This window comes from Chitinophaga alhagiae (assembly GCF_003568665.1).
GTDB lineage: Bacteria > Bacteroidota > Bacteroidia > Chitinophagales > Chitinophagaceae > Chitinophaga > Chitinophaga alhagiae.
Window position 1 is genome coordinate 85,263 of record NZ_QXMH01000001.1, and the last position, 13,384, is coordinate 98,646.

General features: G+C 53.9%; 11 protein-coding genes. 7 read left to right on the plus strand and 4 right to left on the minus strand.

Annotation, left to right across the window (positions count from 1 at the left end):
* Window positions 1-223: 223 nt before the first annotated feature.
* Window positions 224-622, plus strand: coding sequence for a hypothetical protein (locus tag D3A97_RS00330; protein ID WP_119075474.1), 399 nt, complete (start codon window positions 224-226; stop codon window positions 620-622).
* Here D3A97_RS00330 and D3A97_RS00335 read toward each other — a convergent pair.
* Window positions 619-1,638 (minus strand): dipeptide epimerase, encoded by a 1,020-nt coding sequence (locus tag D3A97_RS00335; protein WP_119075478.1) that lies wholly within the window; start codon window positions 1,636-1,638, stop codon window positions 619-621. The two genes, D3A97_RS00330 and D3A97_RS00335, sit on opposite strands and share 4 nt — an antisense overlap.
* A 31-nt stretch (window positions 1,639-1,669) precedes the next feature.
* Window positions 1,670-4,057, minus strand: a complete 2,388-nt coding sequence (locus D3A97_RS00340; RefSeq protein WP_119075480.1) for a 4-alpha-glucanotransferase — start codon at window positions 4,055-4,057, stop codon at window positions 1,670-1,672.
* A gap of 208 nt (window positions 4,058-4,265) precedes the next feature.
* Between D3A97_RS00340 and D3A97_RS00345 the strand changes: the two genes are divergently transcribed.
* The 3 genes from D3A97_RS00345 to D3A97_RS00355 are packed head-to-tail and all read left to right on the plus strand — an operon-like array spanning window position 4,266 to window position 6,298.
* The gene (locus D3A97_RS00345; RefSeq protein ID WP_119075482.1) at window positions 4,266-4,571 is read left to right on the plus strand and encodes a type II toxin-antitoxin system HigB family toxin; all 306 of its coding nucleotides are present in this window, start codon (window positions 4,266-4,268) and stop codon (window positions 4,569-4,571) included.
* A 6-nt stretch (window positions 4,572-4,577) separates the two neighbouring features.
* Window positions 4,578-4,955, plus strand: a complete 378-nt coding sequence (locus tag D3A97_RS00350; RefSeq protein ID WP_119075485.1) for a helix-turn-helix domain-containing protein — start codon at window positions 4,578-4,580, stop codon at window positions 4,953-4,955.
* Between the two features lie 38 nt (window positions 4,956-4,993).
* Window positions 4,994-6,298: an amidohydrolase gene (locus D3A97_RS00355; RefSeq protein WP_119075487.1), complete on the plus strand. Its 1,305-nt coding sequence runs from the start codon at window positions 4,994-4,996 to the stop codon at window positions 6,296-6,298.
* A 67-nt stretch (window positions 6,299-6,365) separates the two neighbouring features.
* On the opposite strand, the gene dnaK is transcribed toward D3A97_RS00355, so the two are convergent.
* Complete coding sequence (gene dnaK, locus D3A97_RS00360) at window positions 6,366-8,276, minus strand: molecular chaperone DnaK (RefSeq protein ID WP_119075490.1); 1,911 nt, start codon at window positions 8,274-8,276, stop codon at window positions 6,366-6,368.
* Between the two features lie 209 nt (window positions 8,277-8,485).
* Here dnaK and D3A97_RS00365 point away from each other — a divergent pair, with 209 nt between their 5' ends.
* Window positions 8,486-9,844: an OmpA family protein gene (locus tag D3A97_RS00365; protein ID WP_232825801.1), complete on the plus strand. Its 1,359-nt coding sequence runs from the start codon at window positions 8,486-8,488 to the stop codon at window positions 9,842-9,844.
* Between the two features lie 225 nt (window positions 9,845-10,069).
* Complete coding sequence (locus D3A97_RS00370; protein WP_157986284.1) at window positions 10,070-10,648, plus strand: porin family protein; 579 nt, start codon at window positions 10,070-10,072, stop codon at window positions 10,646-10,648.
* On the opposite strand, the gene D3A97_RS00375 is transcribed toward D3A97_RS00370, so the two are convergent.
* Complete coding sequence (locus D3A97_RS00375; RefSeq protein WP_119075494.1) at window positions 10,645-11,310, minus strand: HAD family hydrolase; 666 nt, start codon at window positions 11,308-11,310, stop codon at window positions 10,645-10,647. The genes D3A97_RS00370 and D3A97_RS00375 overlap by 4 nt on opposite strands.
* Before the next feature lie 137 nt (window positions 11,311-11,447).
* Here D3A97_RS00375 and D3A97_RS00380 point away from each other — a divergent pair, with 137 nt between their 5' ends.
* Complete coding sequence (locus tag D3A97_RS00380) at window positions 11,448-13,379, plus strand: arginine--tRNA ligase (RefSeq protein ID WP_119075497.1); 1,932 nt, start codon at window positions 11,448-11,450, stop codon at window positions 13,377-13,379.
* Window positions 13,380-13,384: the final 5 nt, after the last annotated feature.

The window sequence follows — 13,384 nt, forward strand, 5'->3', positions numbered from 1 at the left end:
TTTGTCAGCAGTGCCTCCGGGGCAATTGTTAACAACAAAAACATCCTGTTCCGTCCATCCCTGTATATTCAGGCGGCCGCCTGCCGGAAGCGTTGTACTTTTAAAGTACAACAAATCTGTCGTCATGATCCGCCATTCTTCAATCCGACAGACTGTTACCTTTTTGGCAGTATTACTGCTAGGCATATCCCTGCAAGCTAACAGTCAGCGAACGCCCAGTATTATGCAGCAAAAGACCGCTGCGCTCATCGGCAAATACCTGGTCTCTTTCAAATGCCCCACCGGCACCCTCCGTTACGTACTGCACATAGACAGCGCCCATGGCGCCTTCTTCTACGGGAGGATGGAGAACGATACGCGTTACCATCCGCGCCGGCAGGACTTCTGCCATATCAAAGGCATACTGGCAGAAAAGAAACACTATGATTTTATTATGAAACCGGTATTTAACGGAGACCAGCCTTTCACGCTGCCATGCGCACCGTATGAATGGTTGCTGAACAACAAAACATATTTCCGTTTTGTGGAAGATAACATCATCAGGGGATACATGGTGGTCAACAACGACCCGGAGATACCGCAGTTCACCTTTTCCGGCATGAGGCAGCAACCGCTCCACTAGAACGCCCGGTGCAGCAGTGCGCCGGTACCGTTGCCTTTGGCGTAATAGATAACGCCATTGCGGATCTCTACGCCGTCTGCCACGTCTTCCGCCAGCAGCAGCGGGCCGTCCATGTCCACATAGTCCAGGTAAGGCAACAGGTGCGCCACCGCGGAAGTGCCCACGGTGCTTTCATTCATGCTGCCCGTCATCACCTTCATGCCGAAGGCTTTGGCCTGCATGATCATTCTGCGGGCGGGCGTAATGCCGCCGCATTTGGTGAGTTTGATATTGATGCCGTGAAAATAGCCGCGGCATTTTTCCACGTCTGCCTCCACAATGCAGCTTTCATCTGCTATCAGCGGCAGCGCAGACGCCTGGTATACTTTTTTCATGCCTTCCCAGTCTGCGGCGGGCATGGGCTGTTCTATGAACTCAACACCCAGTTCCTTAAAGGCCGCGGCATTGCGCAGCGTTTCCTCCACGCCCCAGGCGCAGTTGGCGTCTACGCGGAAAGTGGCGGTGGTATGCTTGCGCAGCTCTGTGATAATGGCAATATCTTCTTTGGTGCCCAGCTTGATCTTGTAAATAGGCCAGGGAAATTCCTGCAGCTTTTTTACCATGTTCTCCACCGTATCTATACCTATGGTATAGTCTGTAAGCGGGTTGTGCGAAGGGTCAAGCCCCCACACTTCATACAGCTTTTTGCCGAGCATCCTGGCATACAGGTCATGCGCCGCCAGGTCAAGCGCGCAGAGCGCGAACATATTATCCGCCAGCAAGGGGTACATGGCTTCCCAGAACGCTTCCGGCGTTTCCAGCCGGTAAGATTCTATGAACGCGCGGTGCGCATTGATGGCCTTCATGAGGCCCGGCACAGTAATGTTATAATATGCGTTGTCAGCCGTTTCACCCAGCCCGCTGAAGCCATCCTGCTTCAGTTCCGCCACCAGCAGCGGTTGCACGTCCTTGCTCTTCCGGGAAATGGTGAAGGTGTGCCGGAATTTTAGTTCGAAGGGGTAAAGTGTCAGCTCCATGGTTTAAATATACATTGTATTCATTGATTTCTTACCGCCCGCTATCCCTTACCAGCTGCCGCACCAGGGCGTTGAGGCCGGTGGCCTTCAGCAGTTCCTCCAGGGTGAGGGGCATGCGGTAGCGCCAGTACCACGGCATTACCGCCGGGTTGTTGATCCTTTCCTGTTCTGGCGGCAGTTTTGGCAGGGAAGGGTCAAGCGCCAGCCAGTCCTGCAACTGCGGTATGCACCACATGGCGGGGGAGCGCAGTTGCTCCCTGATGGCGTCTGCCGCGGGGCCGGCGTACCAGTTGCGGAGGGTGGGCATATCATGCGTGGAGGGTGTTACCACGGAAAGGTAAGGCGCGTCTGCCGGGCGGCGGCCCTCCTGTTTGGGCATATGCTGCACTTCCAGTGACAGGATGCCCAGCCGCCGCATCACGGCCGGCACGCCCGCCGGCACCATGCCCAGGTCTTCCCCGCATACCAGCATGTTGGTGGCGTTTTGCAGCACCGGCAGTTTTTTCATGGCCTCCTGCTCCCACAGCGCATTATGCCGGCGGTAGAAAAAATGCTCCGCCAGTGTGGCCAGCCGTTGCTGCACGTCTGCCTCCAGCGCTTCAAAAGAGCTGGTGAGCTGCAGGTTGAAGCGCGGGTGAAAGCGGCCGGGCTCCGGCTCTATCAGCAATACATTGCCCAGCAGTTGCAGCAGCCCTTCCGTAATGTCTGGCGCCAGCCCCGCTGCCAGTACGGCCGCCTGCGTACGGAACGGCGGCAGCAGCCGGTACTGCCCGCCGCCGGAAGGCTCCAGGCATATGGCCTTTACCGTAACGGCCTGCGTGCTGAAAATGTGGTAGAGCAGGATGTCTGTGATATAGGGTTCGCAATAACGCTCCCGGCTAAACGGTATGCCCCACTCCTGCAACTCGTTTTCAGAGAAGGGCAGCGCGGGCTCAAAGTAACCCAGTATGCCGTGTACGGCATGGCGGGGTATTTGCCAGATGCGGAAAAAACCCAGTATATGATCTATGCGGAAAGCCGAAAAATAACGAGCCATGTGGCGCAGCCGTTGCTTCCACCATGCATACCCTTCCGCTTCCATGGCCGGCCAGTTATACGTAGGAAAGCCCCAGTTCTGCCCGTTCACGGCAAACTCGTCTGGCGGCGCACCGGCCTGCACGCCGGTGTGAAAGAGGGAAGGAAAGGCGGCCACATCCACGCTTTGCAGGCTGAGCCCGATGGGCAGGTCTCCCTTTACCGCAATGCCCCTGCTGCGGGCATCATCTACCGCATGCGCCAGTTGGAGGTGCAGGTGGTATTGCACAAAATGATAAAAAGCGGCGTCCCTTCCCCCGTCCCGCTTACTGCAAAACATGGCGTAAGGCTCCAGCCAGCTGCCGTTTTCCTGTACCCACCGGCGGAATGCGTCAGAGGCCGTGTGATGGGCGTACAGTTGTTCCAGGCATTGCATCTTGTACCGGATAACGGCCTCATAGTCTAGCAGCGGAGCGGCATTGAGGCGGGCGCGGGTGGTTTCATAGTCAGGCGGCAAGGCCGGAACAACCTGGCTGCCGGGTGTAATACCGTCAGCCACCGCCTGTACATTCACGTACACCGGGTGCAGCGCAAAAGCGGAAACTACCGCGTAGGGGTATGAATCCGTGAAACTGTAATTAACGGTGGTATCATTCACCGGCAGCAGCTGAATAACGCGCTGGCCGGTGGCTTCCACCCAGTCTGCCAGCAGCGGGATGTCATTGAACTCCCCTACCCCGCAGCTGCTTTCAGAACGGAGGGAGAACACCGGCACTGCTACCCCGGCGGCTTTGGGCGCGTTTTCGGGAAAGCGGGTAAAACCGTCCTGCACCAGCGTTTGCGCGGCGGTGACCACCCGGCGGTTTTCACCAGGCTCGTACCCGCCGCCGCGGAGGTACTTGTATGCTACGTGGCGGCCTTCGGGGAGGTGTACGTTGGCGGTAAAATACCCGGCGGCGCTGCGGTGCAGCGGAATGGCCTGCCGCACGTCCCAGCTACCCAGCTCCGGCAGGTTGCCAACAAGCAGCAGCGGCTGCCGTGTTAAAGGAGACCATACCCGGAACGTGCAGTTACCCGCCTGCGCAGGAAGCGCTTCCGGTGTATGTTGCTGGAAAGGAGCGGTGAGCCAGGTGTTATTTATCTCCCCCGGCGGTATCCATACATCGCGGATGGTGAGGGATGGATGATGTTGCAGGGAAATATGGCGGGAATGCCTTTCTGCAAGACCGTTCAATATGTAATGGTAGCTGAATGCCGCGGGGGTTGCCACCTCTATTTCCAGCCACCAAAAAGATTCATTGAAGTAAGCCATGGGCAACACTTTGCTGGTATGGCCGCAGGTGTATGACAGGTACAATTGTTCTCCCCAGGCGGATGAATACTGAACGTAGAAGCAAAGCGTCATGCGGGTAAATTACAAGTTTTTACGGTTATGGCGGGGAATGGTTTTTTTATTTCGTACTTTGATGAAGCAACAAAATCAACCGCACCTGGTCCCCGCGTTAACCCGGACTTTTCTGTTTATTTCATCATATCCCAATATTTATTTATTCACAATAGTGGAATATTATTCTTATTTCCGGAATAATGTTCTACCTTTAAATTATTGGTAAATGGTGATCATTTCAAAAACCATCCTGAACGGGTTTACAAAAGAGCATCCGGAAGCGGAAAGCGCACTGGAAAAATGGTACGAAGAAACAAGCGCGGCTGACTGGAATAACTTTCCGGCGTTGCGGAACACCTTCAATTCCGCGGATTGCGTAGGCAATGACCGCTACGTTTTCAATATCAAAGGGAACCAGTTCCGTTTGATAGCACTGATCATTTTTAAGGTAAGGACCGTATTTATCCTGTTCATAGGCACACACGCCGAATATGACAGCATAAAAGCGTCTGAGGCCGTTTATAAACCATAAAACAACATGAAACACACCATCAACAGCAGAAAAGACTACCACGAAACAATGGTGAAAGTATACCGGCTGATGGACAAAGGGGAAGACAACCTGGCGCCGCAGGAACTGAAACAGCTGGCAGCCATGGCCGCGGCTGCGGAAAAATACGAAGATGAAGTGCTGGGGCTTAAGCCCGGCAAAGAGCCGCAAACCATTACGGAAGCGGTAGAATTGAAGATGTTTGAGCAGAAGATGTCTCAGGCCAGCCTCGCGGACACGCTGGGAATGGGAAAATCCAAGCTGTCCGAGATCCTGAACGGCAAAAGGAAACCGGATATCCCTTTTCTGAAGGCGCTGTACAAGATACTGAAGATAGATGCGGGCTTTTTGCTGGAGCACGCATAGCCAATATCCTGTTTTTTATCAACCAGAATCCTGCTAACATGCAAAAACTGCTGACCACCTTTGCACTTGCCTGCTTTTCGCTATCGCTGCAGGCGCAAGACCTTCAGGCGCAAATCAGCCAGAAGGCCGCCGCCATCCTGCCTGAAGTGATCAAATGGCGAAGGCACCTGCATCAACACCCCGAGCTGTCTAACCGCGAATTTAAAACTGCCGAATATGTAACCGCGCACTTGCGCTCGCTGGGTATCACGGTACAGACCGGCGTGGCCAAAACCGGCGTGGTAGGCCTGTTGCAAGGCGGCAAGCCCGGCCCGGTAGTGGCTCTCCGGGCAGATATGGACGCGCTGCCCGTGCAGGAAAAGGTAGACGTTCCTTTCAAATCAACCGTTACGGCAGAATACCTGGGGCAAACGGTACCGGTCATGCATGCCTGCGGGCATGACAGTCATGTGGCCATCCTGATGGGCACCGCCAGCGTACTGGCCGGCATGAAAAAAGATATAACCGGCACCGTGAAGTTCATTTTCCAGCCCGCGGAAGAAGGCCCTCCTGGCAATGAAGAAGGCGGCGCGCCGCTGATGGTGAAAGAAGGGGTGATGGACAACCCTGTGGTAGACGCCGTGTTCGGCCTGCATATCAGCTCCGCCATTGAAGCGGGCCGTATACACTACAAACCCGGCGCGGCCATGGCCTCATCCGACTGGTTCACCATTTCCATCAAGGGCAAACAGGCCCACGGCTCTGCGCCCTGGAACAGCATAGACCCTATTGTGACCGGCACACAGATCATTAACGCCCTGCAAACCATTGTAAGCAGGCAGGCCAATATTGTGGAGGCGCCGGTAGTTATTACGGTAGGCAAGTTCCACAGCGGCGTACGCAATAACATCATTCCGGAAGAGGCGCTGCTGGAAGGCACCATCCGCACGCTTGACAGTAAAATGCAGCAGGACGTACACCAGCGCATCCGCCGCACAGCCATGCAGGTAGGCGCCGCAGCGGGCGCGGAAGTAAAGGTGACCATTGATACCAAGACCCTCGTCACTTTCAATGACTCCGCGCTGGTGCAACGCATGGTACCCTCTCTGCAAAAGGCGGCAGGGGCCGGCAACGTAGCTACCATGAGCTGGGTAACCGGTGCGGAAGACTTTTCTTTCTATGGCACCAAAGCGCCGGCGTTTTTCTTTTACCTGGGCGGCATGCCCAAAGGCGCCGATCCCCGCAAGGCTCCCGGCCACCATACGCCTGATTTCTATATTGATGACAGTATGCTGGACACCGGCGTGAAAGCCTTCTGCAACCTGGTGTTTGACTACGGCCAGGCGCTCCGCGCAAAAAAATAGGCCCACACAAAAAAAGGCCCGGACATATCAAAATGCCCGGGCCTGCAGCTATTCAACTAAAACAAACTTATTTTACTTCTTCAAACTCAGCATCCGTTACAGTATCACCTGCCTGGCCCTGCTGACCGCCCTGTTGCTGGCCGGCGGCTTGCGCGTCCGGGCCGGGCTGGCCCTGTGCCTGGGCTTTGTAAATTTCTTCTGAAGCAGCCGTCCATGCGGTGTTCAGTTCATTTACAGCAGCGTCTATCTGTGCTATGTCTTGCGTTTTTTGTGCTTCACGCAGTTTTTCGAGCGCAGTTTCAATCGGTGCTTTTTTATCAGCAGGGATCTTGTCTCCGTACTCTTTCAACTGCTTTTCAGTCTGGAATACGAGGCTGTCTGCCTGGTTGATCTTTTCCACCTTTTCACGGGCGGCTTTGTCTTCCGCTTCGTGTGCTTTGGCCTCTGCCTTCATCTTTTCGATCTCGTCCTTGTTCAGGCCGCTGCCCGCTTCAATACGGATGTTCTGAGATTTGCCGGTGCCCTGGTCTTTTGCCGTTACGTGCAGGATGCCGTTGGCGTCAATGTCAAACACCACTTCAATTTTCGGCACGCCTCTTTGCGCGGGCGGCAGGTCGTTCAGGATGAAACGGCCCAGCGTTCTGTTCTGGGCGGCCATGGGCCTTTCGCCTTGCAGCACGTGTATTTCAACACTCGGCTGGTTATCTGCCGCAGTGGAGAAGATCTCGCTCTTTTTGGTAGGAATGGTGGTGTTGGACTCGATCAGCTTGGTGAACACACCGCCCATGGTCTCGATACCGAGAGACAGGGGGGTTACGTCCAGCAACAGCACGTCTTTCACTTCACCGGTCAGTACGCCACCCTGGATAGCGGCGCCAACGGCTACCACTTCATCAGGGTTCACGCCCTTGTTCGGCTTTTTACCGAAGAATTTCTCTACTACTTCCTGTATTTTGGGGATACGGGTAGAACCGCCCACCAAAATCACTTCATCAATTTTAGACACGTCCATGCCGGCGTCTGCCAGGGCCTTTTTGCAGGGGCCCAACGTTCTTTCCACCAGGCTATCGCTCAATTGCTCAAATTTGGAGCGGGTCAGCTTTTTTACCAGGTGCTTGGGCACACCGTCTACTGCCGTAATGTAAGGCAGGTTGATCTCGGTTTCCTGGGAAGAAGACAGCTCTATCTTTGCTTTCTCGGCCGCTTCTTTCAGGCGTTGCCATGCCATGGGGTCTTTATGCAGGTCTACCGCTTCATCTTTCTTGAACTCATCGGCCAGCCAGTCCATGATCACCTTGTCAAAGTCGTCTCCACCCAGGTGGGTATCACCGTTGGTAGATTTCACTTCAAACACCCCGTCTCCCAGTTCGAGGATGGAGATGTCGAAAGTACCACCGCCAAGGTCAAACACGGCAATGATGCTGTCTGCATGTTTTTTGTCAAGCCCGTAAGCCAGTGCGGCCGCGGTAGGCTCGTTGATGATACGGCGTACCGTAAGGCCGGCAATTTCACCGGCTTCTTTGGTAGCCTGGCGCTGGGCGTCATTGAAGTAAGCGGGTACTGTGATCACCGCCTCGGATACTTCCTGGCCCAGGTAATCTTCGGCCGTTTTCTTCATTTTCTGCAGGATCATGGCAGATATTTCCTGCGGAGTGTACAATCTGCCATCTATATCGATACGCGTAGTGTTGTTATCGCCTTTTGCTACTTTGTAGCTCCAGTGGGGGATCTCGTTGGATAATTCGTCATAATGGCGGCCCATGAAACGCTTCACCGACATAATGGTATTTACCGGGTTGGTGATAGCCTGGCGTTTGGCCGGGTCACCTACCTTCCTTTCGCCGTTCTTTAAAAAAGCTACAACGGAAGGCGTGGTACGGCGGCCTTCATCGTTGGCAATTACTACCGGTTCGTTACCTTCCATTACGGCAACGCAAGAGTTGGTAGTTCCTAAGTCAATTCCTATAATCTTTCCCATAATAATAATGTTCTCCTTTGTGAAACAGTGTAGCCTGAAAGGTTTCAGACCTTGATGGGTATTCAATGATTATGCCAAGGCATGGCAGTATGCTATTATGTCAGTTTCCGCACCAATATGCTTGTATGAGAATAAAAAAGATGTCTTCCCCATTACAACACAGTGGCTCAAAATTTGTTTTCCATGCTGTACACCTAACCAAATATCATATGAACAGAACCATGAAGTGGGTCTTCAGTATGTTGACCGTTTTACCCCTGGCAGGCCTTGCGCAGACCCCGCAGGCCACAGACCCCGCCCCGGCAGGGAAAGTATTTGGCGGCAGCCAGCAATTCCGGACCTTCTCCATTGGCGTTAATGCAGGGGTGCTGATGCCCGTTGTGGCCACCGGCGGCAGTAATGACTTTACCAAATGGCAGGTCAACTACGGTTACGGCGCCAACGTTAAATGGCAGATCCTCCATTTCCTGGGCCTCCGTGCGGATTTTATGGGCGGCAAGGTAAAGGGAGACAACAGCCGCAAGCTGGGAGACGGCTCCGACCCCAACCGGCAGTACCAGTCTTTCGAGACCACCCTTAAATGGTCAGGCAGCCTTAACGCCGTGTTTAATGTAGCCTCTATCAACTGGCTGCACAAGCAGGGCGCCGCGCAGCTGTACCTCTCCGTGGGCGGCGGGCTGGCGGGCTATAGCCCCGAAATGACCACACCGGGAGGGGTTACTACCGAATACAAGCCCTCCGGCACTCTCAAGGAATTTTACGTGCCCGTGGGCGCCGGCATCAAGTTCAGGCTGAGTGACATCACCAACCTGGACCTGGGGTACACCATGCATTACGTGGATGGCGACAACTTTGACGGGTATAACTACAACTCGCCTACGAAAGACAAGTTCTCTTATGCGCATGTGGGCATCGAGTTTGCCCTGGGCAACCGCGCCAAACCGCAACTGCAGTGGCACAATGCCCCCGCCGTGATGTATGACGACCTGGTGGCCCAGAAAGACCAGCTGAAGCTGGAACTGGACGCCCAGAAAGAATCTAACGCCAAACTGGCCGCCAGTGTTGAAAAGCTGCAGGCAGACAGTGATGGCGACGGTGTTTCAGACCTGTTCGACAAATGCCCGAACACCCCCAAAACCGACAAGGTGGACGGCTCCGGCTGCCCGCTGCCCAAGCCGGACACGGCCAAACCCGGCCCCGTACAGGTTATTATTACGGAAGACGACCGGCGCCTGGTGCGGGATGCTATTGCCAACCTGGAATTTGCCACCGGCAAATCAGACATCAAACCGGCCTCCTACCCCTCGCTTAACCGGGTAGCGGACCTGCTGAAACGGAAGAACCTCAGCCTGAAACTGGCGGGGCATACAGACAATGTGGGCAACGATGCCAGCAACATGCGCCTGTCTAAAGACAGGGCAGAATCTGTAAAAGCCTACCTGGTTTCACAAGGCGCTAACCCGAGCCGCATTGAGGCCACCGGGTACGGAGAAACGCAGCCCATTGCCTCCAATAAAACAGCGGCAGGGCGGCAGAAAAACCGCAGGGTGGAATTTACCATCTACTAGCGCCCTGACAATGATATGACAACATGACAAAGGCCTCCGCGGTATGCGGAGGCCTTTGTATCGGCACACTATTTGTTAAATGGAAGCTGTCAACTTTTAACATATAACAAAAAGATAGTATCTACCTATAAAATCCGGAGCAGTGTACCATTCCTGGTGCACTGCTTTTTTTTGCGTGTAACTTTGGAAGGGAACGCATCGTTCTATATCAAACCCGGCCCCTGTATGAAATATCTTTTTATGCTGCTGGCAGCATGCACCCTGTACCACTCTCCCGCGGCAGCGCAGGAAAGAATATTCCGCTTCGGCCCCAAGGCGGGCCTCAATGTATCCTGGCTCACCCGGAACATTGACAATCCACGCATAGGGTTCCATGCCGGTTTGTTATTTCACCTGAAACTTCATGAGCACTGGCGCCTGCAACCGGAAGTATACTTTTCTCAACAGGGCGGAGGCAATTTCATAAAGGTATTGGGGCCTGCTACGGATTGCAATTATCTTGCCTTCCCCATGCTTGCCCAATACCGGTTCAAAAGCAGGTTATACTTTGAGGCCGGGCCTCAGTTGGGCATCCTTGTAAACAGAAAGTTGCGGGAACACTATTATGCAGATGGCGTAAGCTATGTAGACCATCACGAAAATGCGGCCGATCTGCTGGCGGCATTCGGCGCCGGGTACCAGGCGGGCAAAAGACTGGGATTTAATGTTCGTTACAACCGGGGAATTACGCCCGTTGCGCAACGGGCAGCAGCCTCTCATGCAAAAAACCACCTCCTGCAAACCGGGATGTACATGCTGTTTTAAGCAAACTCCAGCACCGGCCTGAAGCTGCGCTCGTCCAAGATCACGTCTGCCACTTCATTTACCTGCGCGCAGGTGGCGTTGAACGCCACGCCGGTACCCGCGTGGCTCAGCATGCAAATATCATTCACGCCGTCACCAATGGCCAGCACATCTGCCGTGTCAATGGCAAACTGGCTGCTGATGTGGCGCATCATGTTGCATTTGCAATAGTCGTGCTGGCAGTCACTGTTCTGCAAGCGGCGGAAATTGTGGGGAATATATACGGTACCGGTGGCTATATCATCTTCAAACTCCAGCACATTGGCACAACTGAAATCCATTTTCAGTTTGTTCTTCACGTATTCGGTGATGCAGGTGTAACTGTCGCTGATAATGCCGCATACATACCCTTTCCCCTGCAGCTCCGCCACTACGGCGGCGGCATCTTCCACTACAGGAATGGAGGCTACAACGGCCATGAGTTGTTCCTGGCGCAGGCCTTTGAGCAGGCCGGCAATTTTTTGGGTACGCTCAACGTCCGGGTAACCGGCCGCAACAATATTCCGCAATGCATCCGTAAAACCCAGCGAGGCGGCGGCGGTATGTATAAAACTGCGCTGCAGCAGGGTGTTGTCCATATCAAAAATGGCCATCTTCTCGAATGTACGGGTCGGTTTTATCATATCAGGTTATTACTTGAACAAAACAGGAAAGGGATAAATAACTCCTGCAAAATTACGGAAAATAGCCGTTGCCCTTCTTAAAGGGGTGTTAAATTAGGCTTAATAAAAGTACCTTTGCCCTCTAAGATCAATTCAGTATGAGTGTAGTTTCTGACATCAAGAATGCCGCTGCTGCGGCAATACAGGCCCTGTACCAACAGCCTTTCACGGCTGCAGACATTGCGGTTAACACTACCAAGCCCGAATTTGAGGGAGAATATACCATCGTTGTTTTTCCATTTACAAAGTTCAGCCGGCAAAAGCCGGAAGAAACCGGCCAGGCGCTGGGAGCCTGGCTCACGGCCAATTATGCGGACCTGATCACCGGCTTCAACGTGGTGAAAGGTTTCCTCAACCTGCAGGTACGCCACCAGTACTGGATCCGTTTTGTACAACAGGCGCATGCCAGCCGGCAGGTTGGCCAGAAGCCCGCTAACGGCCGCAAGGTAATGATCGAATACTCCTCTCCCAATACCAACAAGCCCCTGCACCTGGGGCACCTCCGGAATAACTTTCTCGGCTACTCGGTGGCGGAAATTTTCAAGGCCAACGGCTTTGAAGTGATCAAGGCCAACCTCGTGAACGACCGTGGCATCCATATCTGCAAATCCATGCTGGCATGGCAACTGTTTGCCCATGGAGATACGCCGGCCACCACCGGCATTAAAGGAGACCACCTGGTGGGTGACTACTACGTGCATTTCGAGACCATTCTCAAGGAACAGGCGGAGCCTATTATTTCAGATGTGCTGGAAGGTGAGTTCAAAGATTTTGACGGAGCGGAGAAAGAAAGGATCATCAAACTCTACCAGGCGCTGCAAAAGCCTGAAGTACAGGCAGACGAAGAGAAGAGCACGAAGATAAAAGACGAGATCAAGGAAATAAGCCGCAACCGCACCGAGATCATGCAACAGGCCAAGATCATGCTGCAGCAATGGGAGGCCGGCAATCCGGAAGTACGCGCCCTCTGGCAGACCATGAACAGCTGGGTGTACGAAGGCTTTGATGAAACTTACCGCCGCCTGGGCATCGACTTTGACAAGATGTACTACGAAAGCCAGACCTACCTGCTGGGGAAAGACCTGGTAGAAGAAGGCCTGCGCAAGGGCGTGCTGTTCCGCAAGGAAGACAACTCTGTATGGATAGACCTCACCGCCGAAGGGCTGGATGAAAAGCTGCTGCTGCGCGGCGACGGTACTTCCGTATACATGACGCAAGACCTGGGCACCGCCCGTCTTAAATATGACGACTACCACATGGAACAAAGCGTGTACGTAGTGGCTGATGAGCAGAACTATCATTTCAAGGTGCTGAAGCTCATCCTTGAAAAACTGCAGGAGCCTTGCGCAGACGGCATTTACCATCTCTCCTACGGCATGGTGGAGCTGCCGCACGGCCGCATGAAAAGCCGTGAAGGCACCGTGGTGGACGCAGACGACCTGGTAGACGAAATGATTGCCACCGCCGCCGCCAACACGGAAGAGCTGGGCAAAGTGAAAGGCTTTTCAGAAGAAGAGCTGCGGGAGCTGAACGAAACCATTGGCCTGGGCGCCATGAAGTTCTTCCTGCTGAAAGTAGACCCGAAGAAGAAAATGATCTTCAACCCGGAAGAGTCCATAGACATGCATGGCTTCACCGGCCCGTTCATCCAGTACAGCTATGCGCGCATCAAGTCCATTATGCGCGAGTTCTCCACAGCAGACCTTGCCGTACTGGCAGATTACACGCACGAAGAAGCGCTGCTGCCTATGGAAAAAGAGCTGATCATGCTCTGCGAGCAGTTTGACGGCATCCTGGAAGAAGCCCAGCGTGAAATGAGCCCTTCCGTAATAGCCAATTACGCCTTCCTGCTGGCGCAAACGTTCAATTCTTTCTACGCCAAAAAAGAACAGGGCAAATACATTTATTCTGTAAGGGACGCGGAGTCTGACAGCAAAAGAAAGCTGCGCCTGCAAATTGCATCACTCACCGCCAGCACTATCAAACAGAGCATGAAAATGCTGGGGATTGCAGTGCCGGAGCGGATGTAACAGTG